Source organism: Micromonospora phaseoli (assembly GCF_900109115.1).
Lineage (GTDB): Bacteria > Actinomycetota > Actinomycetes > Mycobacteriales > Micromonosporaceae > Micromonospora > Micromonospora phaseoli.
Genome location: NZ_FNYV01000003.1, coordinates 306,481 through 327,115, shown reverse-complemented (window position 1 = coordinate 327,115; position 20,635 = coordinate 306,481). Strand labels below are relative to the sequence as shown.

Annotated in this window: 18 protein-coding genes; 11 read left to right on the top strand and 7 right to left on the bottom strand. The window is 72.5% G+C overall.

The features are described from left to right. Window positions 1-5: 5 nt before the first annotated feature. The 4 genes from BMY89_RS09770 to BMY89_RS09755 form a co-directional block, all read right to left on the bottom strand. The gene (locus BMY89_RS09770; protein WP_092378277.1) at window positions 6-812 is read right to left on the bottom strand and encodes a hypothetical protein; all 807 of its coding nucleotides are present in this window, start codon (window positions 810-812) and stop codon (window positions 6-8) included. 268 nt (window positions 813-1,080) lie between these two features. After that, a complete protein-coding gene (locus BMY89_RS09765) occupies window positions 1,081-2,532 on the bottom strand; it encodes a TldD/PmbA family protein (protein WP_232521163.1) in 1,452 nt (483 codons plus the stop codon). Then, the gene (locus BMY89_RS09760) at window positions 2,529-3,965 is read right to left on the bottom strand and encodes a TldD/PmbA family protein (RefSeq protein WP_092378274.1); all 1,437 of its coding nucleotides are present in this window, start codon (window positions 3,963-3,965) and stop codon (window positions 2,529-2,531) included. The genes BMY89_RS09765 and BMY89_RS09760 overlap by 4 nt, the downstream gene beginning before the upstream one ends. Before the next feature lie 111 nt (window positions 3,966-4,076). After that, on the bottom strand, window positions 4,077-4,625 hold the full coding sequence (locus BMY89_RS09755; RefSeq protein ID WP_092379225.1) for a Uma2 family endonuclease: 549 nt from the start codon (window positions 4,623-4,625) through the stop codon (window positions 4,077-4,079). Window positions 4,626-4,793: 168 nt separating this feature from the next. Between BMY89_RS09755 and BMY89_RS09750 the strand changes: the two genes are divergently transcribed. The 5 genes from BMY89_RS09750 to BMY89_RS09730 all read left to right on the top strand — a co-directional run bounded on the left by BMY89_RS09750 (window position 4,794) and on the right by BMY89_RS09730 (window position 10,645). Then, a complete protein-coding gene (locus BMY89_RS09750; protein WP_175510334.1) occupies window positions 4,794-5,828 on the top strand; it encodes an ABC transporter ATP-binding protein in 1,035 nt (344 codons plus the stop codon). Next, the gene (locus BMY89_RS09745) at window positions 5,825-6,826 is read left to right on the top strand and encodes an ABC transporter ATP-binding protein (RefSeq protein WP_092378268.1); all 1,002 of its coding nucleotides are present in this window, start codon (window positions 5,825-5,827) and stop codon (window positions 6,824-6,826) included. The genes BMY89_RS09750 and BMY89_RS09745 overlap by 4 nt, the downstream gene beginning before the upstream one ends. Then, a complete protein-coding gene (locus BMY89_RS09740) occupies window positions 6,823-7,782 on the top strand; it encodes an ABC transporter permease (RefSeq protein ID WP_232521160.1) in 960 nt (319 codons plus the stop codon). Before BMY89_RS09745 ends, BMY89_RS09740 begins: the two co-directional genes overlap by 4 nt. A 9-nt stretch (window positions 7,783-7,791) precedes the next feature. After that, window positions 7,792-8,778: an ABC transporter permease gene (locus BMY89_RS09735; RefSeq protein ID WP_092378262.1), complete on the top strand. Its 987-nt coding sequence runs from the start codon at window positions 7,792-7,794 to the stop codon at window positions 8,776-8,778. Window positions 8,779-8,902: 124 nt separating this feature from the next. Beyond that, window positions 8,903-10,645, top strand: coding sequence for an ABC transporter substrate-binding protein (locus tag BMY89_RS09730; protein ID WP_092378260.1), 1,743 nt, complete (start codon window positions 8,903-8,905; stop codon window positions 10,643-10,645). A 10-nt stretch (window positions 10,646-10,655) separates the two neighbouring features. Here BMY89_RS09730 and BMY89_RS09725 read toward each other — a convergent pair whose 3' ends face one another. Next, the gene (locus BMY89_RS09725) at window positions 10,656-12,803 is read right to left on the bottom strand and encodes a S9 family peptidase (protein ID WP_092378257.1); all 2,148 of its coding nucleotides are present in this window, start codon (window positions 12,801-12,803) and stop codon (window positions 10,656-10,658) included. Between the two features lie 86 nt (window positions 12,804-12,889). On the opposite strand from BMY89_RS09725, the gene mshB reads away from it, so the two are divergent. The 3 genes from mshB (at window position 12,890) to BMY89_RS09710 (ending at window position 14,818) form a co-directional block, all read left to right on the top strand. After that, on the top strand, window positions 12,890-13,816 hold the full coding sequence (mshB, locus tag BMY89_RS09720; protein WP_092378254.1) for an N-acetyl-1-D-myo-inositol-2-amino-2-deoxy-alpha-D-glucopyranoside deacetylase: 927 nt from the start codon (window positions 12,890-12,892) through the stop codon (window positions 13,814-13,816). A 14-nt stretch (window positions 13,817-13,830) separates the two neighbouring features. Beyond that, window positions 13,831-14,274 carry a hypothetical protein gene (locus BMY89_RS09715; RefSeq protein WP_092378251.1) on the top strand — a complete coding sequence of 148 codons (444 nt, stop codon included), beginning with the start codon at window positions 13,831-13,833 and terminating at the stop codon, window positions 14,272-14,274. 79 nt (window positions 14,275-14,353) lie between these two features. Next, a complete protein-coding gene (locus BMY89_RS09710) occupies window positions 14,354-14,818 on the top strand; it encodes a hypothetical protein (RefSeq protein WP_092378248.1) in 465 nt (154 codons plus the stop codon). A gap of 2 nt (window positions 14,819-14,820) precedes the next feature. Here BMY89_RS09710 and BMY89_RS09705 read toward each other — a convergent pair whose 3' ends face one another. Beyond that, entirely contained in the window at window positions 14,821-15,810 is a 990-nt protein-coding gene (locus BMY89_RS09705; RefSeq protein WP_092378246.1) for a GNAT family N-acetyltransferase, read from the bottom strand. 79 nt (window positions 15,811-15,889) lie between these two features. On the opposite strand from BMY89_RS09705, the gene fdxA reads away from it, so the two are divergent. Together fdxA and dapC are read left to right on the top strand one after the other, a co-directional pair. Next, window positions 15,890-16,216 (top strand): ferredoxin, encoded by a 327-nt coding sequence (gene fdxA, locus BMY89_RS09700; RefSeq protein ID WP_030490464.1) that lies wholly within the window; start codon window positions 15,890-15,892, stop codon window positions 16,214-16,216. Further along, a complete protein-coding gene (dapC, locus tag BMY89_RS09695) occupies window positions 16,213-17,322 on the top strand; it encodes a succinyldiaminopimelate transaminase (RefSeq protein WP_175510348.1) in 1,110 nt (369 codons plus the stop codon). Before fdxA ends, dapC begins: the two co-directional genes overlap by 4 nt. Window positions 17,323-17,376: 54 nt before the next feature. Here the strand turns inward: dapC and BMY89_RS09690 are convergent, their stop codons facing one another. Further along, a complete protein-coding gene (locus BMY89_RS09690; protein ID WP_232521158.1) occupies window positions 17,377-19,221 on the bottom strand; it encodes a M48 family metallopeptidase in 1,845 nt (614 codons plus the stop codon). A 325-nt stretch (window positions 19,222-19,546) separates the two neighbouring features. Between BMY89_RS09690 and BMY89_RS09685 the strand changes: the two genes are divergently transcribed. Beyond that, window positions 19,547-20,566 (top strand): prephenate dehydrogenase, encoded by a 1,020-nt coding sequence (locus BMY89_RS09685; RefSeq protein ID WP_092378241.1) that lies wholly within the window; start codon window positions 19,547-19,549, stop codon window positions 20,564-20,566. The last annotated feature ends 69 nt before the right edge of the window (window positions 20,567-20,635 follow it).

Here is a 20,635-nt window from a genome sequence, read left to right as displayed (position 1 = left end):
GGCCCTCAGTTGATGAACCGCAGGTCGGAGATCCACCCGGCGGCGACGGACATGACGTAGAAGTCGGCCAGCGCCAGCGTGCCGAGCGTGATCCAGGCGAGCTGCATGTGCCGGACGTTCAGCCAGGAGACGTAGCCCCAGGCCCGGTAGCGGACCGGGTGCTTGGAGAAGTTCTTCAGCCGACCGCCGATGATGTGCCGGCAGGAGTGGCAGGAGATGGTGTACGCCCAGAGCATGATCACGTTACCGAGCAGGATCAGGTTGCCCAGCCCGAAACCGAAGCCCTCGGGGCTGTGGAAGGCCAGGATCGCGTCCCAGGTGTTGATCAGCGAGATGACCATGGCGAAGTAGAAGAAGTACCGGTGCGAGTTCTGCACGATCAGCGGGAACCGGGTCTCACCGCCGTAGGAGGCGTGGCCGTCGGGCACCGCGCAGGCCGGCGGGGAGAGCCAGAACGACCGGTAGTACGCCTTGCGGTAGTAGTAGCAGGTCAGCCGGAACAGCAGCAGGAACGGCAGGGTGAACGCGGCGTCCGGGATGATCCACCAGCCGGGCAGGTACTGCCCGAAGTGGGACGCCTCCGGAATGCACCGGTCGGTCACGCACGGGGAGTAGAAGGGGGTCAGGTAGTGGTAGTCCTCCACCCAGTACCACTTGTGCATGAAGACCCGGACCGTCGCGTACGTGACCCAGGCACCGAGTCCGATGACGGTGATCAGTGGGGCAAGCCACCAACGGTCCGTACGCAACGTCTTCGCCGCGATGGCCGCGCGTGCCCGCGCGCCTCGCGGTTTCGTTGCCGATGATGTCATTCGTGTTGTCTCCCTGACGGGGCCCTGTCACGGGCGGCGGAACACTTCCGGTCGGCAGGCGGACCGGCTAACCCGCGCCCACGTGCCACGTCATGCGCACACCAACGGCCGCACCGGGCGTACCGGGCAGCTAAGTGACACACGTTACGCCGATCTAGGCGGGCCGTCCGCGCAAGGCAGTGTCCCGTGTGTCCCGCCCTTTGGAAAGCCTCTCTCCATGATCAATATGTGGGCGTCCGAAAAAGATCGTCCAACGGCGGGCGGCCGGTCAGCCGGACGCCCCGCCGGTGAAGTTCCAGGAGGCCAGCCGCAGCGACGGTGCCTCCGACCAGGCGCCGACCGTGCGGTCCGGCAGGCGTTGCGCCCGGCGCCCCACCTCCAGCACCGCGCCGGGCGCGAGCGCCCGAGGGTAGGACTCGGTGAAGCGCAGATCGCGGACCGCGCGGGTGACCCGGCCGTCCTCGACCAGCCACAGCCCGTTACGGGTCAGGCCGGTGATGACCAAACTCAACGGGTCGAGCACCCGGGTGTACCAGAGGTCGCTGACCAGCAGACCGCGCTGCATCCGGGAGACCAGCGCGGCGGTCTCCGGATCGGCGATCGCGCCGGCCAGGTCACCGCCGGCCATGCTCGCGCTGCCGGCCGTGCTCGCGCTGCCGGCCGTGCTCGCGCTGCCAGCCGTGCCGGCCGTGGCGAGGCGCAGGTTGCGGGGGACGGGGCCGAAGGTCGAGCTGTCGGGCCCGGCGTGCCCGGTCGAGGCGGTACCCACCTCGGCGGCACTGCGCCGGTCGTGTGCCACGGCGTTGGTGGTGCCCGCGTCCACCAGGGTCAGCGCTCGCGTCGGGGTGCCCTCCAGGTCGAACGGCAGGCCGGACGCGGCGAGCGGATCGTCGACCAGGGTCACCGCGCGGTCGAACTGGGCCACCCCGGGTGCGGCGAACGACTGTCGCTCGGCGTACCGCTTGCCGTTGAAGCCGTACCAGGACAGGTTCTCCAGCAGGTCCCCGACGGCGGCCGGTTCCAGCACCACCGGGTAGCGGCCGGGCGCCAGCTCCACCGGGTCGGCCGCGGCCCGTGCCTTCGCGGCGGCCCGCCGCCCGAGAGCGGCGCCGTCGAGATCGGCGAGTCGGTCGACCCAGTGCCGGGCGGTGCCGTCCGCGCCACCGTCCCGGGCGATCCCGTCCATCGCCGCCTCGGCCGCCCGGCCCCGCGCCGAGTGCCCGGCCGAGTTGGCGAACGCCGCCGCGCGGTACGCGGTGCGGCAGTAGCCGGCGGTCGCCAACCCGTCGGCCGCGTCGACGAACGCCCGGACCAGGGCCGCCCGTTCGTCCGGACCGGCGTCTGCGGTGGCCGGGTCCCAATCCGTCGAGGCGAGCACCGTGACCGGCGGCGTGAGCCCCGACCAGGCCGGGTCGGGTGGGGTGAACCGGGCTGCCGCGAGTACCCGCTCCACCAGCGCACGCAGCCCGTCCGCCAGCACCGCGTTGCCGCCGCCGGTGGCGGTACGCCCGGCCACGTGGACCCGCAGCCGGACGTCCACGGCGGACCCGGCGACGTTCTGGTGGATCGCCGAGTTGGCGAAGCGGGTCAGGGCCAACTCCGTGCGGCTCACCGTCACCTCGGCCTGCGCGCCCGCTCCGGCCAGCCGGGCCACCAGCTCCACCACCTGCCCGGCGACCTCCAGTTCGGCGTCGGCGGCCCAGGTCGAACCGGTACTCACGCGTGCACCCCGACCCGGACGTTACGGAACCGGGCCGGCGCGGCCGGGTGGCCGGTGTGCCCGACCTGGCCGGGCTGACCCTTGCCGCAGTTCGGCGTGCCCCACGAGACGATCTCGGCGGAGAGCATGTCCATCGAGCGCCAGAACAGCGGCCCGATGCCGGTGTACGTAGGGTTGCGCAGCATCCGCCCGCGCCGGCCGTTGCGGATCTCCCAACCGATCTCGCAGCCGAACTGGAAGTTCAGCCGCTTGTCGTCGATGGACCAGGACCGGTTGATGTCCATCAGCACCCCCTGGTCGGTGGCGGCGATGATCTCCTCCAGGCTGTGCGGGCCGGGCTCCAGGCCCACGTTCGTCATCCGTACCATCGGCAGCCGCGCCCAGCCGTCGGCGCGGACGCTGCCGCCGTAGTCGAGGCCGGCGACGGCGGCCGAGTCCCGGCCGGCCAGCACGCCCACCCACCGCCCGGCGCGCACCGCGTCGCGCTTGACCGCCGGCGAGCCCTCGTCGTCGTACCCGAAGCTGCCCAGCGCACCGGGGATGGTCGGGTCGATGGTGACGTTCATCAGCTCGGAGCCGTACCGCAGCGAGCCGAGCTGGGCGAGATCGAGCCACGAGGTGCCGGCGAACGCCGCCTCCCAGCCCAGGATGCGGTCCAGCTCGATGGCGTGCCCGACCGACTCGTGGATCTGCAACGCCAACTGCTCGCCACCGAGGATCAGATCCGTCTCGCCGGCCGGGCAGAGCGGCGCGCTCAGCAGCTCCCGCGACTCCTCGGCGATCCGCGCGGCGTGGGCGGTCAGGTCGAGCGAGTCGACCAGCTCCCAGCCGGTCGTGCCGTACTGGCCGCGGTAGCTCGGCCAGGATCGCCGCTGCGTCTCGCCGTCACCGACCGAGGTGGCCGAGATGCCGCCACCGCACTCGCGGATGCGCTGGTCGATGCGGTGTCCTTCGCTGGAGACGAACCACTTCGCGGTGTCCCAGACCTGGTACAGGCCCTCGGCGAGGTCAGCCCCGTGGTCGGCCATCGTGCGGGTGGCGGCCACCAGCAGGTCGCCCTTGGTGGCGAGGGAGACGCCGAGCGGGTCCACCTCGCACGGTGCGGACCAGCTCGCCGTGACCGGCGTGGCCGGGACCAGATCGACGGGCGGGCCGGGAACCAGGCCGCTCGCCGTCGCGGTCCGCGCGGCGCGGCGGCCGGCGTCGCGGGCGGCCCGGTCGGACAGCTCCGGTACGGCCTGGAAGCCCCAGCTCGACCCCACCAGCGCGCGTACCCCCAGCCCGACATTCTCGTCCTGGGTCAGCGCCTCGACCTCGCCGCTGCGGGCGGTCATCGACTCGTAGCGCCGGTGCATCACCCGGGCGTCGGCGTAGCGGGCCCCCGCGTCCAGCGCCGCCTGCACGGCCGCCTCGGCCGCGTCGAACTCGCTCATGTCGGCGCTCCGCTGCGCTGCGCGCCGCCATGAGGCACTTTCACGCTGCGGCGATGATTCACTCGCTGACGCTCGCTCATGGCCCGACCCTAGCGAGCCGACCGACATCCGTCAGGGAAGCAGATCCTCGGGACGGATGGTCGCCTTGACCGGCTCGGTGAGCACCAGCACCGCACCGGGCTCGGTGACGCTCTGCACGACGTAGTGGGCACCGCGCTTGCGGTAGAGGTGCAGCGCGGCGGTCGCCTGCTCGACGAGCAGGTACCACTCGATGCCTGCGGCGGCGTAGTAGTGCATCTTGAGCACCTTGTCGGTGGCGGCGTTGCTCGGCGAGATGATCTCGCACACGAGCCTGACGTCGCATGCCTCGACGTTGAGGGCGTCGAAATCGATAGGGCCGGTGATGACGAGGTCGGGGATGGGAATGCGGCCGGGCTTGAGCCGTACGTTCACCCCTTCCAGAACGTGCAGGCCGGCATCCCGGGCCGGGCCCCGGAACAGTACGCGTAGCTCGCCGGAGATGTTCTGGTGGCGTGGGGTGGGGGCTGGGGTCACGTGCAGGCTCCCGTCGAAGAGTTCAACGCGCTGGGAGGTCTCGCCGAGGGCGAGGTACTCCTCCTCGGTCCACGGGCCCTCGTGGTCGAACACCGCCACGGTCATGGTCACCTCCGCTCGTACCGCCGGAATCCTGCCTGCCTGGTTGCCTCCATCGTCGCACCTACCGTGCGCCCGGCGCGGCAGCCGGCACGGCACCGCCCGGCGGTGGGCGGGCGAACAGGGTTCGTGAATTGCGGTAGCTTCCCTTCGTCGGATCGGAGGGAGGCGATCGTGGACCCCTACCTTCGGGTGGAGGACCTGCGGGTCAGCTTCAACACCACCGACGGCGTGGTACGTGCGGTCGACGGGCTCTCCTTCTCGGTCGAGCGCGGGCGCACCCTCGGCGTGGTCGGCGAATCCGGCTCGGGCAAGAGCGTGACCTCGCTGGCGATCCTCGGTCTGCACGACCCCCGGCGGGCCACCGTCACCGGCGGGATCACCGTCGGCGGACGGCAGTTGATCGGCCGGCCGGAGTCGGAGGTACGCCGACTGCGTGGCCGGGACGCGGCCATGATCTTCCAGGATCCGCTCTCGGCGCTGCACCCCTACTACCCGGTGGGCAGGCAGATCGCCGAGGCGTACCGGGTGCACCACCGGGGGGCCGGGCGGGCCGAGACGCGCCGGCGCGTGATCGAGCTGCTGGACCGGGTCGGCATTCCCCAGCCGGGCCGGCGGTACGACCAGTACCCGCACGAGTTCTCCGGCGGCATGCGGCAGCGGGTGATGATCGCGATGGCGCTGGTGAACGACCCCGACCTGTTGATCGCCGACGAGCCGACGACCGCGCTGGACGTCACCGTGCAGGCACAGATCCTGGAACTGCTGGCCGATCTTCAGGCCGAGTCCGGCACGGCGATCGTCCTGATCACCCACGATCTCGGCGTGGTCAGCCAGGTCGCAGACGAGGTGCTGGTGATGTACGCCGGCCGGGCCGTCGAGCAGGGCACTGTCGAACAGGTGCTGCTTCGGCCACAGCATCCGTACACCTGGGGGCTGCTCTCCAGCGTGCCGTCGTTGCGCGGCGACGCCGAGGCGGACCTGCGGCCGATCCCGGGGAACCCGCCGAGCCTGATCGACGTGCCGGCCGGCTGCGCCTTCCACCCGCGCTGCCGGTACGCCGAGCACACCGCCGGCCGGTGCGGCACCGAGCTGCCCGAGCTGCGAGCGGCCGGGACGGCGGGGCATCGGGTGGCCTGCCACCTGCGCACCGAGGAGCGCGCCCGGCGCTACGCCGAGGATGTCGCCCGCGTCGGGGTGGCCCGGTGACGGACGCGGCGACCCCCGAGCCGCTGTTGCGGGTACGTGGGCTGACCAAACACTTCCCGGCCCGGGGCGGCCGGCGTCGGTCTGGTCCGGTGCGGGCGGTGGACGGGCTGGACTTCGAGGTCCGGGCGGGCGAGACGCTCGGCCTGGTGGGGGAGTCCGGCTGTGGTAAGACCACCACGGGCCGGCTGCTGGTGCGGCTGCTGGAGCCGACCGGTGGCAGCATCGAGTTCGCCGGCCGGGACATCACCCACGCCGGACGCCGGAAGCTGCGCCCGCTGCGGCCCGATCTGCAGATCATCTTCCAGGATCCGTACGCCTCGCTGAACCCTCGTCACACGGTCGGCCGGATCATCGCGATGCCGTTGCAGGTCAACGGGATCACTCCGGCCGGTGGGAGGAAGGCCCGGGTACGGGAGCTGATGGAGTTGGTCGGCCTCAACCCGGAGCACTACGACCGGTACCCGCACGAGTTCTCCGGCGGCCAGCGCCAGCGCATCGGCATCGCCCGCGCCCTGGCGCCGGGACCTCGGCTGGTGGTGGCCGACGAGCCGGTCTCCGCGCTGGACGTCTCGATTCAGGCGCAGGTGGTGAACCTGCTGCGGGATCTGCAACGCGAGTTGGGGCTGGCCTTCGTCTTCATCGCCCACGATCTGGCCGTGGTGCGGCATTTCTGTCAGCGGGTGGCGGTCATGTACCTCGGCCGGATCGTCGAGATCGGCGCGCGGGACGACATCTACGAACGGCCCCGGCACCCGTACACCCGGGCGCTGCTGTCGGCGGTGCCGGAGGTGACCCGATCCGGCCCGGCCGATCGGATCCGGCTCACCGGTGACGTGCCGAGCGCCCTCGACCCGCCGTCCGGCTGCCGGTTCCGCACCCGGTGCCCCAAGGCCCGCGACCGGTGCTCCGTCGAGGAACCGGCCCTGACCCGGCGCGACGGCGCTGACCAGGCCATCGCGTGTCACTATCCGGAGCCGGAGCCGGGGGCGGTGGGGTGAGCGAGCGCGCCGAACGCCAGGACCGCCGGCTCGCCGGCCGATCACCCGGGCAGCTCGCCTGGCTGCGGCTGCGTCGCGATCGCACCGCGCTGGTGAGCGGGGCGGTGTTGACCCTGTTCGTACTGGTGGCGTGCGGCGCGTCGCTGATCGAGCTGGCCTACGGCATCGATCCCCGGGACCAGTTCCAGGGCAAGCTGGACGGGTCCGGGATGCCGCTCGGCTACGCCGGCGGTATCTCGACGGAGCACTTCTTCGGGCTGGAGCCGGGGCTCGGCCGGGACATCTTCATCCGCCTGGTCCACGGCCTGCGTTGGTCGTTGGTCATCGCCCTCGCGGCGGCGGTGCTGACCGCGGTGATCGGTGTCGTGCTCGGCACCCTCGCCGGCTACCTGGGCGGCTGGCTGGACGCGGTGGTCAGCTGGATCACCGATCTGACCCTGGCCATGCCCTTCCTGGTCGTCGCGCTCGCCCTGACCCCCACGGTGACGCTGCGTTTCTACGGTCAGCGGGACGCGGTGCCGCCGGCCTTCGGTATCGCGGTGCTGATCGCCATCTTCGCCGTCTTCGGTTGGACGAGCACCGCCCGGCTGGTCCGGGGCCAGGTGATCGCGCTGCGGGAGCGGGAGTTCGTGGAGGCGGCCCGGGCCAGCGGGGCCGGGCTCGGCCACATGCTGTTCCGGCAGCTGCTGCCGAACATCTGGGCGCCGATCCTGGTGTCGTTCTCGCTCGCGGTGCCGCAGTTCATCACCGGTGAGGCGGCGCTGTCGTTCATCGGCGTCGGGCTGGGCGAGGAGATCCCGAGCTTCGGCCGGATGATCTACCAGAGCCTGGAGTACCTGCAGACCGATCCGGCTTTCGTGTTCTTTCCCGGCGTCACGATCTTCGCGCTGGTCTTCGCCTTCAACCTGTTCGGGGACGCGCTGCGCGACGCGCTCGACCCGAAGTCCGTACGGTAGGGGTTCTCGATGGCGCGCTTCCTGCTCAGGCGGGCCCTCTCGGCCGTGCTCACCCTCTTCGCGGTGAGCGTGCTGACCTTCCTGATGTTCTTCGCCCTGCCCCGCGACCCGGTCAGCGGCATGTGCCCGAAGAACTGCGACCCCGAGCGGCTGGAGCGGGTACGCCAGGAGTTGGGCCTGCGCGATCCGCTGGTGACCCAGTACGCGGGCTACCTGAAGGGGATCGTCACCGGACGGGACCTGGGTGGCGCCCAGGGTGGTCGGTGCGACGCGCCGTGCCTGGGCTGGTCATACGTCAACAACGAGGCGGTCACCGACACGCTCGCCCGGGTGCTGCCGGTGACGCTGAGCATCGTCATCCCGGCGGCGATCCTGTGGCTGCTGCTCGGCGTCGGTCTGGGCCTGGTCTCGGCGCTGCGCCGGGGCACCTGGCTGGACCGGGCGGCGATCGGCTTCTCGCTGGCCGGGGCCTCGTTTCAGCTGTACTTCGTCGGCGCGGTGCTGCTGCTGGTCTTCGTCTACACGCTGCGCTGGTTGCCGGTGCCGGCATACACCCCGCTGTCGACGGACCCGTGGCGTTGGGCGAGCGGGCTGGTGCTCGCCTGGGTCTCGCTGGCGTTCCTGTTCTCCGCGATCTACGCCCGGCTGTTCCGGGCGCAGCTGCTGGAGACGCTGAGCGAGGACTTCGTCCGCACCGCGCGGGCCAAGGGCCTGCCCCGGTCGAGGGTGTACGGGCGACACGCGCTGCGCGCGGCGATCACTCCGGTGGTGACCGTGGCCGGGCTGGACGTCGGCGCGGCGCTCGGCGGCACGGTGATCACCGAGACGACCTTCGGTATCCAGGGGCTCGGCCGGACGGCGGTCGAGGCGGTACGCGACGGCGACCTGCCGACCATCATGGCCACCGTGCTGGTCGCGGCGGTGTTCGTGGTGCTGGCGAACCTGCTGGTGGACCTGCTCTACGCGGTCATCGACCCGCGGGTCCGGTTCGGCTGAGCCGGCACCGGAAGTCGGTGGCGGTAGTTGCCGGCAAATGTTACAAAGATCGAAGTTTTTCTTCTTTGTGTCCCTCGGTGCGTCGGTGTCCGGCCGGCGGCATCCCAGGTGCGGGAGGCGGCGGATGAGACCACGCGCGGCGGTTGCGGCTGGTGGAGCGATCGCACTGGTGGTGTCCCTGGCTGCCTGTTCGAAGAACACGGGCGAGGGCGTCACGGTGGACATCGACCGGCGGCAGACGGGGGTCATCGCCACCGATCCGAAGGACTCGACGGGGCCGGCACCGGCGGTGCCCGGCGCGCAGGCCGGCGGCACCTTCACCATCATCCGGGAGACTCCGATCGCCCACCTGGACCCGCAGCGGACGTACTCGTTCGTGGGCCTGCTGGCCGCGCCGCTCTTCGCGCGCTTCCTGACCACCTGGAAGGACGACGGCGCGGGCAATCTGGTGCTGGTCGGCGACCTGGCCGAGACGCCGGGCAACAACGTCAACGACGACTGCAAGCTCTGGGAATTCAAGATCAAGGACGGCGTGAAGTTCGAGGACGGCCGGCCGGTGACCTCGAAGGAGATCGCCTATGGGATCGCCCGCTCCTTCGATCCGGACCTCGCCGGCGGGCCGACCTACCTCCAGGAGTGGCTGGCCGACAACCCGCAGTACGACACCGTGTGGGACTTCACGGCCAACCGCACGGGGCTGCCGCCCGGACTGAGCACACCGGACGAGCGGACGCTGCGCTTCGAGTTCGCCAAACCCCGCTGCGACCTGCCGTTCGCGGCGTCACTGCCATCGACCGCGCCGCTTCCGCCGGACAAGGACACCGGGATCAACCTCGGCAACGCGCCCTTCTCGTCCGGGCCCTACAAGGTCACCCGGTACCAGGCGGGCGTCGAGGTCGTGCTGGAGCGCAACGAGCACTGGGACGCCGCCACCGACCCGGTGCGCCACCAGTACCCGGAGCGGTTCGTCTGGACCTTCGGCCCCACCCCCGACGCCGCGGCCAACCGGGTGATCGCCGACAGCGGAGCCGACCAGAGCGCCCTGTCGTGGAACTACGTGCCCGCCTCCCTCGTGTCCCGGGTCGTCGGCGACGCGGCGCTGCGGTCCCGGACCATCCTGTCCCCGACGCCGAGCGCCAACCACCTGGTGATCAACAATCGGCGGGTCACCGACCTGCGGGTGCGCCAGGCACTCAACTACGCCATCGACCGGGAGGGCCTGGTCAAGGTGCTCGGTGGGCAGCACGTGGCCGCGCCGATGACCACGCTGATGCCGTCGTCAACCATCGGCCACCGGGCCTACGACGCGTATCCGGCGGGCCTGAACGGGGAGCTGGAGAAGGCACGGGAGCTGCTCGGCGGGCAGACCCCCGAACTGGTCCTCGGCGCGGCCGACAGCGCGGTCGAGCAGCAGGTGGCGACGCAGCTCAAGGGCAATCTGGAGCGCGCCGGATTCAAGATCACGATCCGCAACATCCCGGACGACGCCAAGCTCGACGAGATCAAGAAGAGGGACAACCCCTGGGACCTGTACCTCAGCTCCTGGGCCGCCGACTGGCCCAGTGGCGCGTCGATCCTGCCGGTGCTATACGACGGCCGCAGCATCCGGGCCGAGGGCAACAGCAACGAGTCGTACTTCAACGATCCCGCGATCAACGTCGAACTCGACCGGATCCTCGCCCTGCCCCCGACCGAGCAGGGCCCGGAGTGGGCGAAGCTCGACGAGCGGATCATGAAGGAGCACGCCCCGGTGGTGCCGCTCTACGTCGACGTCGCGTACCTGGTGCACGGCTCCAAGGTCGGCGGGATCTTCGTCTCCAGCGTCTTCGGTTTCCCCTCCCTGGTCAACGCCCACGTCAAGCCGTAGCGCTACTTCCTCACCCGGCAAGGTGGGTGCGGAGGAAGTCGAGTTCCAGGCGGAGGAGGCGTTCGGCGAGACCGCCGGCCGCCATGTGGGTGGCGCCGGTCAGCGGCAGCACCGAGTGTGGCCGGCCGGCGGCCAGCAGCGCCGCCGACAGCCGGAGCGTGTGCGCCGCCACCACGTTGTCGTCGACCATGCCGTGCACCAGCAGCAGCGGCCGGGCCTGCGCCGGATCGGTGACCGGCTCGGCGGCCAGCTCCACCAGCGAGTGGTGCGCGTACACGTCCTCGCCGTCGGCGGGCAGGCCGAGATAACGCTCGCTGTACGCGGTGTCGTAGAGGGCCCAGTCGCTGACCGGCGCGCCGGCGATCCCGCACCGGAACAGCTCCGGATGGCGTAGCACCGCCAGGCCGGCCAGCCAGCCCCCGAACGACCAGCCCCGCACTCCGACCCGGCCCAGGTCCAGGTCCGGGTGCTTGTCGGCGAGGGCGGTGAGCGCCTCCACCTGGTCGAGCAGGATCACGTCGGCCACCCGCCGGTGGATGGCCTTCTCGTACGACGGGGCGATGCCCGGCGTGCCCCGGTTGTCGATCACCACCACCGCGAAGCCGGCGTCGGCCCACCACTGCCGCTCCAGCCACGCCGAGCGGGCGGCGAGCACCTCCTGGTGTCCCGGCCCGCCGTAGACGTCCAGCAGCACCGGCAGCCGTCGCCCGCTGACGTGGTTGTCGGGGTAGAGCACCGCCGAGGGCAACCGTCGGTCGGTGACCCGCTCCAGCAGCGGGAGCGGGGAGTAGCTGGGGGTGGCGGCCAGCGACCTGAGCACGCCCACCTCCCGGTCGCCCTGCCGTACCGTCCACCGGATGCCCGCATGGTCCAGCGAGGCGCTGCCGACGACCAGCACGTCGCCGCCGACCGCGGCGCGGTGCCAGCCGGCGTCGCAGGTCAGGCGGCGGGCTTCGACCCCGCCGCCGATGCTGGTCCGCACCCGGAACAGGTGCTGCTCGCTCGGCTCGCCGTCGCTCGCCTCCACCAGCAGGTCCGCCGGGCCGGTGGCGGCGGCCAGTCGGCCGACCACCCGGCGCACGTACAGCGAGGGCGGGGTGAGCAGCGTGCCGTCGGCGAAGAGGCAGCGGGCGTCGTACCCGTCGTGGGCCAGTTCCCCGCCGACCAGCACCCGCCCGTCGGGCAGGTGCGCGGGCGTGCCCGGGATCGGTTCGACCCAACGCGGGTCGGCCAGCTCGGCGTGCACCTGGGTCTCCCCGGTACGCGGGTCGATCGCGAGCACCAGCCCGTGTTGCTGCGCGCGGCGCAGCACGGTGATCAGCGGAGCGCCCTCGCCCCAGTGCACCGCGGTCAGGTACGGGTAGGTCTCCCGGTCCCAGTGCACGTCGACCCAACCGCCGTCGAGGTCGAGCAGGTGCAGGCTGACCTCCGCGTTCGGGCCACCGGCGACCGGGTACGCGACGGTGGTCGGCGGACTCGCCGGCTGCGCCGGGTCGTGCAGGTGCCAGCGGGGCAGCCGGGACTCGTCGACCCGGGCGGCCAGCACCGACCGGCCGTCCGGTGCCCACCAGTACCCGCGGTGCCGCCCGAACTCCTCCGCGGCGATGTGCTCGGGCAGACCCCAGAGCACCCCGGAGTCCTCGCCGGCGAGGATCGAGTCGCTGCCGTCGGTGTCGACCACCCGCAGCTCGCCCCGGCGTACCCCCTCGGCCGCGTCGGTCACGTAGGCCAGCCGCTGACCACCCGGATCCGGCCAGGGGTCGAGCACCGGGCCGACGGCGGGCACCTCGATCACGTCGCCGTGTACCAGGTCGGCGCGGAAGAGTCGGCCGGCCAGGGCGAACACCGCCACCCGCCCGGCCCCGTCCAGGGCGTACGAGCCGATGCCCGAGGCGCTCAGCCGCAGCCGCTCGCGCCGGGCGCGTTCCCCCGGGCTCAGCGCCTCGGCGTCGGCGTGCGCGCCGAGCAGGGCGCCCGGGTCGGCGACCAGCCGTTCCGCGCCGGTCGCCACGTCCAACATCCAGAGTGCGTCGGCCGGATCCTCCGGTCCGGTGGAACGAAGGAAGATCACCCGCGCGCCGTCGCCGGCCACGGAGACGGCGCGCGGCGCCCCGTGGCTGAACCTGCGGGTGCGGGCGGCCAGCTCGGGAAAGTCCACAGGCCAGATCGTAGGCCGGTGCCGAGGCCGATGTGACCGACCTGAGCGGACGCGTCAGGGCGGATCCGGCAGAACCGCCGGTTAGAGTGACCACCGTGACGACGCTGCCCGACCGCCGCCTGCTGCTGGTCCACGCGCACCCCGACGACGAGTCCATCGGCACCGGTTCGACCATGGCTCACTACGCGGCCGCGGGTGCCCACGTCACCCTGGTCACCTGCACCCTGGGCGAGGAGGGCGAGATCCATGTGCCGGAGCTGGCCGGTCTCGCCGCCGCCGAGGCCGACCAGCTCGGCGGGTACCGGATCGCCGAGTTGGCCACCGCCTGTGCCGAGCTCGGCGTGACCGACCACCGGTTCCTCGGCGGCGCCGGTCGCTACCGCGACTCGGGCATGATGGGCCTGTCGACCAACGAGCACCCCCGGGCTTTCTGGGGCGCCGACCTCGACGAGGCGGCCGGGCACCTGCTGGAGATCATCCGCGAGGTGCGGCCGCAGGTGATGATCACGTACGACGGCAACGGCTTCTACGGCCACCCCGACCACATCCAGGCGCACCGGGTGGCGATGCGCGCCGCCGAACTGGCCGCCGTCGAGGGGCTCGCTCCGGCGAAGACCTACTGGACGGCGATGCCGCGCAGCGTACTGGAGGCGGGCATGACGCACTTCGCGGAGGCGTCGGACAACCCCTTCGCCGGCATCGCCGACGCGACCGAGCTGCCCTTCTGCACGCCCGACGAGGAGATCGCGGCGCGGATCGACGCCACCGAGCAGCACGCCGCGAAGGAAGCGGCGATGCGCGCCCACGCCACCCAGATCCCGGCCACCTCCTGGCTCTACTCGATCGCCGGCAACTTCGGTGCCGAGTTCATGGGGGTGGAGTACTTCACCCTCGCGGTGGGGAAGAAGGGCCCGGGCGCCGGCCCGCACGGGTGGGAGTCGGACCTGTTCGCCGGGTTGGATGTCGATGGCGCACCGCCGCGTGCGCCGGTCACGTCGGCCGGTCACCGGTGACACTGCCCGCCGCGATGTCGGTCGCCCCGCAGGAGCAGGAACAGCAGCCGTCGCGGCCCAGCCGGCTGCGCCGGATCGTCGACATCGGGTTGCGGGTGACCGGCGGCGTGCTCGCGGTCGTCGCCGGGGCGGCGACCGCGGTGCTGGAACTGCTGCTCGCCCCGCTGCGGATCGGCGGGTACCTGGTCGGAGCGGCGGTGCTCGTGGCGGTGATCGCGAACGTGGCGTTGAGTTGGTTCGCCATCGAGACGGTGGGTCGCCGCTGGGCGGTCGCCCTGCCGGCGCTGCCGTGGGTGGCGGTCATGATGGTCGCCGCCGACCGGACCGACGAGGGTGATGTGCTGCTCGTCGGTAACTGGGTCGGACTCACCCTGGTGGTGGCCGGTGCGATGACGTTCGCGGTGATGGCGTTCCGGTCCATCCTCGCCCCGGTCGGTTCGCCGGCCGGCCGGTACTGACGGCGCTGTGCAACGAGTGGTAGATATTCCTGCCAAGGAGACCCGCCATCGGGGCGGGTGGTACGGCGGGAGGCGTGTGATGGGACAGCGTTGGCGCGCGGTCGGGGTGCTCGCGATCGCACTGTTCGCGGTCAACGTGGTGGCCCGGTTGGTCATCCGGTTCGGGTTCGACGGGGACGACACCGTCGCCGACCGGGTCTCGCTCGGGATGTTCGTGGTGATCGGTCTGATTCTGGCCGGGGTCGCCTTCGTCTGGGGCGGCCGGCGTCCGCTGGCGCAGTGGGCCGGCGAGGTGGCCAGCGCGGTGGGTATCGCGCTCGGGCTGACCGTGCTGGTCGGGCCGCTGCTGGTCGGCAACAACCCGTTCGCCGGTGGCGGCGGCACGTTCTTCGCGCAGATCGGGCTCTACCTGGTGGCGAGCACCGCCGGGACGCTGCTGGGCTACCTGCTGCTGACCACGCTCGGCCGCGACTACCGTTCGCGGAGCCTCCAGCGGTACGCCGAGACCGCCGTGGCCAAGCCCCGCCGCATCGTCCGCCGCTGACGTCATCGGCCAGCGGCGGCCGGTCCGGGCGGCCCGACGCGGGTCAGGTAGGTGTGGTGGGTGGTGAAGCCCAGTTTGCGGTAGAGCGCGACCGCGCCGACGTTGCCCTGTTCGACCTGGAGGAACGCCCCGGTCGCCCCGGTCTCGACGGCCCACTCGGCGAGCGCCCCGACCAGTCGCGCGGCCAGCCCCTGCCGGCGCGCGGCGGGCAGCACCTCGATCAGGCACAGGCCGAGCCAGCGTCCCTGGCCGGTCACCGTGCCGCGGCCGATCGCGACCAGCGCGCCGTCGGCGTACACGTGGGCGAAACGGACCTGGTCCACGGCGGTGAGCACGTGTCGCGCGGCGGCCGGCAGGCCACCCTTGCGGCCGGCGGCCACCGCGAGCCAGTCCGCCGACGGCGCGGCCGCCAGCTCGACCACCGGGCCGCCGGCGCCGCCCGCTCCCGGTTCTGGCCGCCGGGTCAGGGCGACGAGCGAGGCCGTCTGCACCAGCACCGGGGGGCGGCTGCCCCAGCCTCGCCGGTCGAGTTCGGCGCCGACCGGTGCGGCCAGCGGCAGCGGCGTGTTGACCAGCGCCGGCTGGCCCCGCTCGGCATACCAGCGTTCGACCTGGTCGAGCGCGGCCGGCAGCGGCCGGTCCGGGTCACCCACGGGCAGGGCCGAGTTGGCCCGGCCGGTCCAACCGTCGGCAGCCCGCAGCAACCAGTCGCCGAGCCGGCCCCGGGTGGGTGCCGGCCACGCCTCGTCGGCGGCGAGTTCCAACTCGACCACCGCGGCGGCGGTGGGCCTCCGGGCCGCGGGGACCCGTTTGGCCCGGTGCACGTCGGCCATCGGGACGCGCAGCCGCCCCTGGCGGGTGGTCAGCGTGAGATGCGTCTCGGTCAGCTCGACCAGCTCGCCGAGGGCGTCGGCATAGACCGGGCGACCGGCGCGTACGCCCACCCGGCGCCGCACCACGATCCGGTGTCCCACGTCCTGCTCTCGGAGCACGATCGACCTCCTCCCCGGCGAGATACTAGGCTCTTACCGTCGCGGGTGATCGCGGCGTGTCTTGCGGAGGAGAAGACCGGTGACCTACATCATCGCCGAGCCGTGCGTGGATGTGCTCGACAAGGCATGCATCGAGGAGTGCCCGGTCGACTGCATTTACGAGGGCAACCGGATGCTTTACATCCACCCTGACGAGTGCGTCGACTGTGGTGCCTGTGAGCCCGTCTGCCCGGTGGAGGCGATCTTCTACGAGGACGACGTCCCCGAGCAGTGGAAGGACTACACCGGCGCCAACTACGAGTTCTTCGAGGACCTGGGCTCTCCCGGTGGCGCCTCGAAGGTCGGCAAGGTGGAGAAGGACGCCACCTTCGTCGCCGCGCAGCCGCCGCGCGGCGAGGGCCACTGAACCGGCCCGCGCCGGTCTCGTCGCGGCTGCCCGAGTTCACCTGGGACACCCTGGACGCCGCAGCCGCGCTGGCCGCGGCGCATCCGGATGGTCTGGTCAACCTCTCCATGGGTACGCCGGTCGACCCGGTGCCGGAGGTGATCAGGCAGGCCCTGGCGGAGGGGTCCAACGCGCCGGGCTATCCACTGACCGCCGGAACCCCGGCGCTGCGGGACGCGATCGCGGGCTGGGTGGCCCGCGCCTGCGGCGCGGACGTCGACGGCCTCGGGGTGCTGCCGACGATCGGCTCCAAGGAGCTGGTGGCCTGGCTGCCCACCCTGCTCGGGGTGGGGCCCGGCGACGTGGTGGTGGTGCCCTCGGTCGCCTACCCGACCTATGAGGACGGCGCCCGGCTGGCCGGGGCGACCACGGTACGCGCCGACTCGCTGACCGCGGTCGGGCCGACGTCACGGGTGCGTCTGGTCTGGGTCAACTCGCCGGGCAACCCGACCGGTCGGGTGCTGCCCGCGAGGCACCTGCGCAAGGTGGTGGACTGGGCGCGGGAGCGCGGTGCGGTGGTCGCCAGCGATGAGTGCTACCTGCCGCTGGGCTGGGACGCCGAGCCGGTGTCGGTGCTCTCGCCCGAGGTCTGCGGTGGCTCGTACCAGTCGGTGCTGGCCGTGCACTCCCTGTCCAAGCGCTCCAACCTGGCCGGCTACCGGGCCGGCTTCGTGGCCGGCGATCCGGCGCTGGTGGCCGAGCTGCTCAAGATCCGCAAACATGCGGGAATGATCGTTCCCGCGCCGGTGCAGGCGGCCATGGTGGCCGCCCTGCGCGACGAGCGGCACGCCGACGAGCAGCGGGAGCGGTACCGCGCGCGGCGCGAGACGCTGCGGGCGGCGTTCGTGGACGCCGGTTTCGCGGTGGAGCACTCCGAGGCGGGGCTCTACCTATGGCTGACCCGGGGTGAGGACTGCTGGGACACCGTCGACTGGCTGGCCCGGCGGGGGATCCTGGTCGCCGCGGGTGTCTTCTACGGCCCCGGCGCCCGGCAGTACGTCCGGGCGGCGCTGACCGAGTCCGACGAGCGGATCGCCGCCGTCGCGGCCCGCCTCGCGCAACCCTGATCGGCACGAGGCCCGCCCCGGTGGCCGGGAGCGGGCCTCGACCGAGGTACGGGGTCAGTCCTCGTTGATCCGCTCGAACACCCGCAGCAGGTTGTCCCGGCTGCGCCGCTCCAGCAGTACGCTGCCGAACAGCTCCTTCATGGCGATCACCCGGCCGTCGTGCAACGTCAGCTCGGCCCGCAGCGGGATCTGCTTGGTCACGTTCACCGACACCATCTCCTCGTACGGCAGGAACTGGTGCCGGGCGGCCAACGTCGCCACCGGCGTCGATTCGAGCATGTCCTTGAGTCGCTTCTCGCCGTCGCCGGCCTTGCCCGGGCCACCGACCAGGACCAGACCGCGGTCGAGGATCAGCAGGTCGTGCTCCACGTCGTCGATCTTCACGTTGCCGATGGCGCCGATCACGCCGGCGTTGTCGGCGGTCGCCCGGCGCTGCACGACGGTCGCGTTGCCCGGGTCGACGCCCAGCTCGGCCAGCCGGGCCAGTGCCTCGTCGAGGGTCTGCGCGGAGACCGCCAGCTTGGCGATGTCGGCAAGGTCCAGCGGCTCGCCGGCAGCGCCGACGAACTGGGCCGGGCTGCCCCAGGAGAGCGCCCAGCGGGCCCGCTGGGCGCGGACGGCCGCGTTGACCAGCAGCCTCTCCATCGGCCCGGTGAAGCGGGCCGCCGCCTCCTCGGGGGTGACATCGCCGAAGAACTGCTCGGCGAACTCGCCGAGCCGGCCGTCCCGGACCAGATCGAGGATGGTGGTCAGGCCGGGCTCCGAAGTGCCGGTGAACCGGCCGGCCGCCCGGTAGATCCCGTCCACCTGCCGCTGCACGCCGGCGGCGATCGCCGCGTGGGTGAACTCGGGCCAGGGTAGGACCTGACGGTTGTCGTGGTCGACGGCGAGGCTCTGCAACCGTCGGCCGGCCTCCAGCACGTCGCTGAGCAGGGTGTGGGCGGGACGGTCGTCCGCCGCGACCGTGCCGGCGGGCAGCTGCGCCATCGCGTCGATCCGGATGCCGACCGGTGGGTGGGTGTCCCACCGGGACGGCTTCCGGTCCGGCACCTCCTGCTGTAGCTCGTCGATCTCCTCCCGGCGGGCCTGGATGAGCCGCCCGAAACCGCCGAACAGATCGTCCGGGGCGAGGCCGGCCTGCCAGCCCGACTGGACGTACCGGCCCATGAAGAAGTTCCAGGCCGCGTCGAGCGCCGGCAGGGTACGCAGCGCGGAGGTGGCCGCCTCGTGGCCGGCGAGTTGGACGGACGCGCGATCCGCCTCCAACTCCTGGCGCCGAGAGGCGGCGTTGTCGACCATCAGGTACAGCTTCGAGTAGCCCTTGAAGACCAGCCCGATCGGGTTGCGCGGCTTGATCCGCTCGATGGTGCCCTCGATCGCCAGCCGGCCGCGGTAGGCGACCCCGCCGAGCCGGGTGTGCTTCCCCGAGTAGTGACCCAGCTCGTGCGCCAGCACCGAGCGGAGCTGGTCGACCCGCATGGCCTGGAGCAGCGGCAGGCCGACGTAGAGGGTGCGCCGTCCGCCGATCAGACCGAGCAGCCGGCTCTGTTCGCCGACGGCCGCGTTCACCTCGGGCACCAGCCGGATCTCGTCGGGTGCGCGGGTGTCGACGGCGGTGGCCAACTCCCGGACGATCGCCCACAACTGTGGCGCATCCCGCTCGTCGAGCACCAGACCCGGTGCCGGCTCGTTCTTCGTCCGGATCGCCCGCCAGAGCCCGACCGCCACCGCGCCCAGCGCGATGACCAGCGGTAGCAGCAGCTTGCCGGTCACCAGGGCGTTCGAGTGGCTGTACAGCCACACCCCGAGCGCCGCGACGGCAGCGAGCTGCAGCAGCGCGACCACATAGAAACCGATCAACATGACCACCGAGGCGAGGGCCCGGTACGTTGCGGCCACGGTCGTTCCTTTCCCCGTTGAGCGCCCGCCGGACGGTGGGCGGCGCAGGGGACCGTACGACGTGGAGGTTTCCCCGACAACCCCCTTCCGGTCCGGGTCGGCCGGCTCTCGATCTTGCGGATCGCGACGGGAGAGGAAGCCGGATGTGGCCGTGGCGGCGCCGTCGGGCCAACACCCGCGCCGCCCGGCCCGGGCCGCCGGGCGACCTGAGTGGCCGGGAGGCGACCTGCGCACCGGGCAGCGGCGGGTCCGGGCGATATCCTCGGCGCGGACTTCGCGCGGGGCCGGCCGGCTCCGTGAACGAGACGGAACGCCGAGGTACGCGATGGTACTCACGGCTGACGGCCGGCTGCGGGTGGCGGTGGTCGGCACCGGCCTGATCGGTGGCTCGGTGCTGCTCCGGCTGCACGCCTGCGGACTGGACGTGACCGGCTGGGATCCGGACGAGCAGACCCGTCGGCAGGCCCGGCTGGCCGGCGTACCGACCGCGGAGCGGCTCGTCGACGCCGTCGCCGACCGGGACGTCGTCTTCCTCGGCGGGCCGCTGCCCACCCTGCCGGCGACTCTGGTCGAGGTGGCCACGGCGACCGGCGAGGAGTGCCTGCTCACCGATGTGGGCAGCACCAAGGCGGCGCTGGCGGCGTTCGCCGCCCAGCGGGGCCTGACCCGCCGGTTCGTGCCCGGTCACCCGATGGCAGGTGCCGACCGGGCCGGTCTCGCCGCGGCGCTGCCCGACCTGTTCGCGGGCGCTTCCTGGGTGCTCTGCCCCGCGCCGGACGGGCTGGCCGCGTTCCGCCGGCTCGCCACACTGCTCACCGAGGTCTTCGCCGCCCGGGTGGTGCCGATGGCGGCGGACCGCCACGACGCGGTGGTGGCGCTGGCCTCGCACGTGCCGCACCTGCTCGCCGGGGCGTTGGCCGGCGCGGCACAGCGCTCGCCACTGAGCGACGCGGTCCTCACGCTTGCCGCCGGCAGCTTCCGGGACGGGACCCGGGTCGCCGGCACCCCGCCGCAGCGCACCGTGAACATGCTGCGCGGCAACCGCGACGAGGTGCTGGCCGCGCTGACCGAGGTCACCGCCTTCCTCGACGAGCTGGCCGGGGCGCTGCGGTCCGGTGACGGCGATCGGCTCGCCGACCGGTACGTCGAGGCCGGCGCCGCCCGTGCCGCGCTGGTCGGCCGCCCGTACGACCAGCAGGTCAGGTCGTTTCCGGTCGGCGAGGAGCGCGCCGAGCTGGACTGGCTGTGCGGCCTGGGGGCGGCCGGGGGACACCTGAGCGCGTGCCAGGTGAGGGGCGGCACGGTCTACTACACCGCGCACCGCCCGCCCACCGCCCGAGCCTGACCCGGCACGCCCCGGCCGACTGCCGTGGCTGGCTGGCCACCCGCCCGGCATCGGCGGGCGCGCCGCCGG

What these genes read in the sequence shown, in the direction of transcription:
- BMY89_RS09755 (WP_092379225.1), bottom strand. Translation starts at nt 4,625, where the DNA reads ATGACCGTGGCGGTGTTCGACCACGAGGGCCCGTGGACCGAGGAGGAG.
- BMY89_RS09715 (WP_092378251.1), top strand. Translation starts at nt 13,831, where the DNA reads ATGTCGGTCGCCCCGCAGGAGCAGGAACAGCAGCCGTCGCGGCCCAGC.
- BMY89_RS09730 (WP_092378260.1), top strand. Translation starts at nt 8,903, where the DNA reads ATGAGACCACGCGCGGCGGTTGCGGCTGGTGGAGCGATCGCACTGGTG.
- BMY89_RS09735 (WP_092378262.1), top strand. Translation starts at nt 7,792, where the DNA reads ATGGCGCGCTTCCTGCTCAGGCGGGCCCTCTCGGCCGTGCTCACCCTC.
- BMY89_RS09685 (WP_092378241.1), top strand. Translation starts at nt 19,547, where the DNA reads ATGGTACTCACGGCTGACGGCCGGCTGCGGGTGGCGGTGGTCGGCACC.
- BMY89_RS09710 (WP_092378248.1), top strand. Translation starts at nt 14,354, where the DNA reads ATGGGACAGCGTTGGCGCGCGGTCGGGGTGCTCGCGATCGCACTGTTC.
- BMY89_RS09770 (WP_092378277.1), bottom strand. Translation starts at nt 812, where the DNA reads ATGACATCATCGGCAACGAAACCGCGAGGCGCGCGGGCACGCGCGGCC.
- BMY89_RS09760 (WP_092378274.1), bottom strand. Translation starts at nt 3,965, where the DNA reads ATGAGCGAGTTCGACGCGGCCGAGGCGGCCGTGCAGGCGGCGCTGGAC.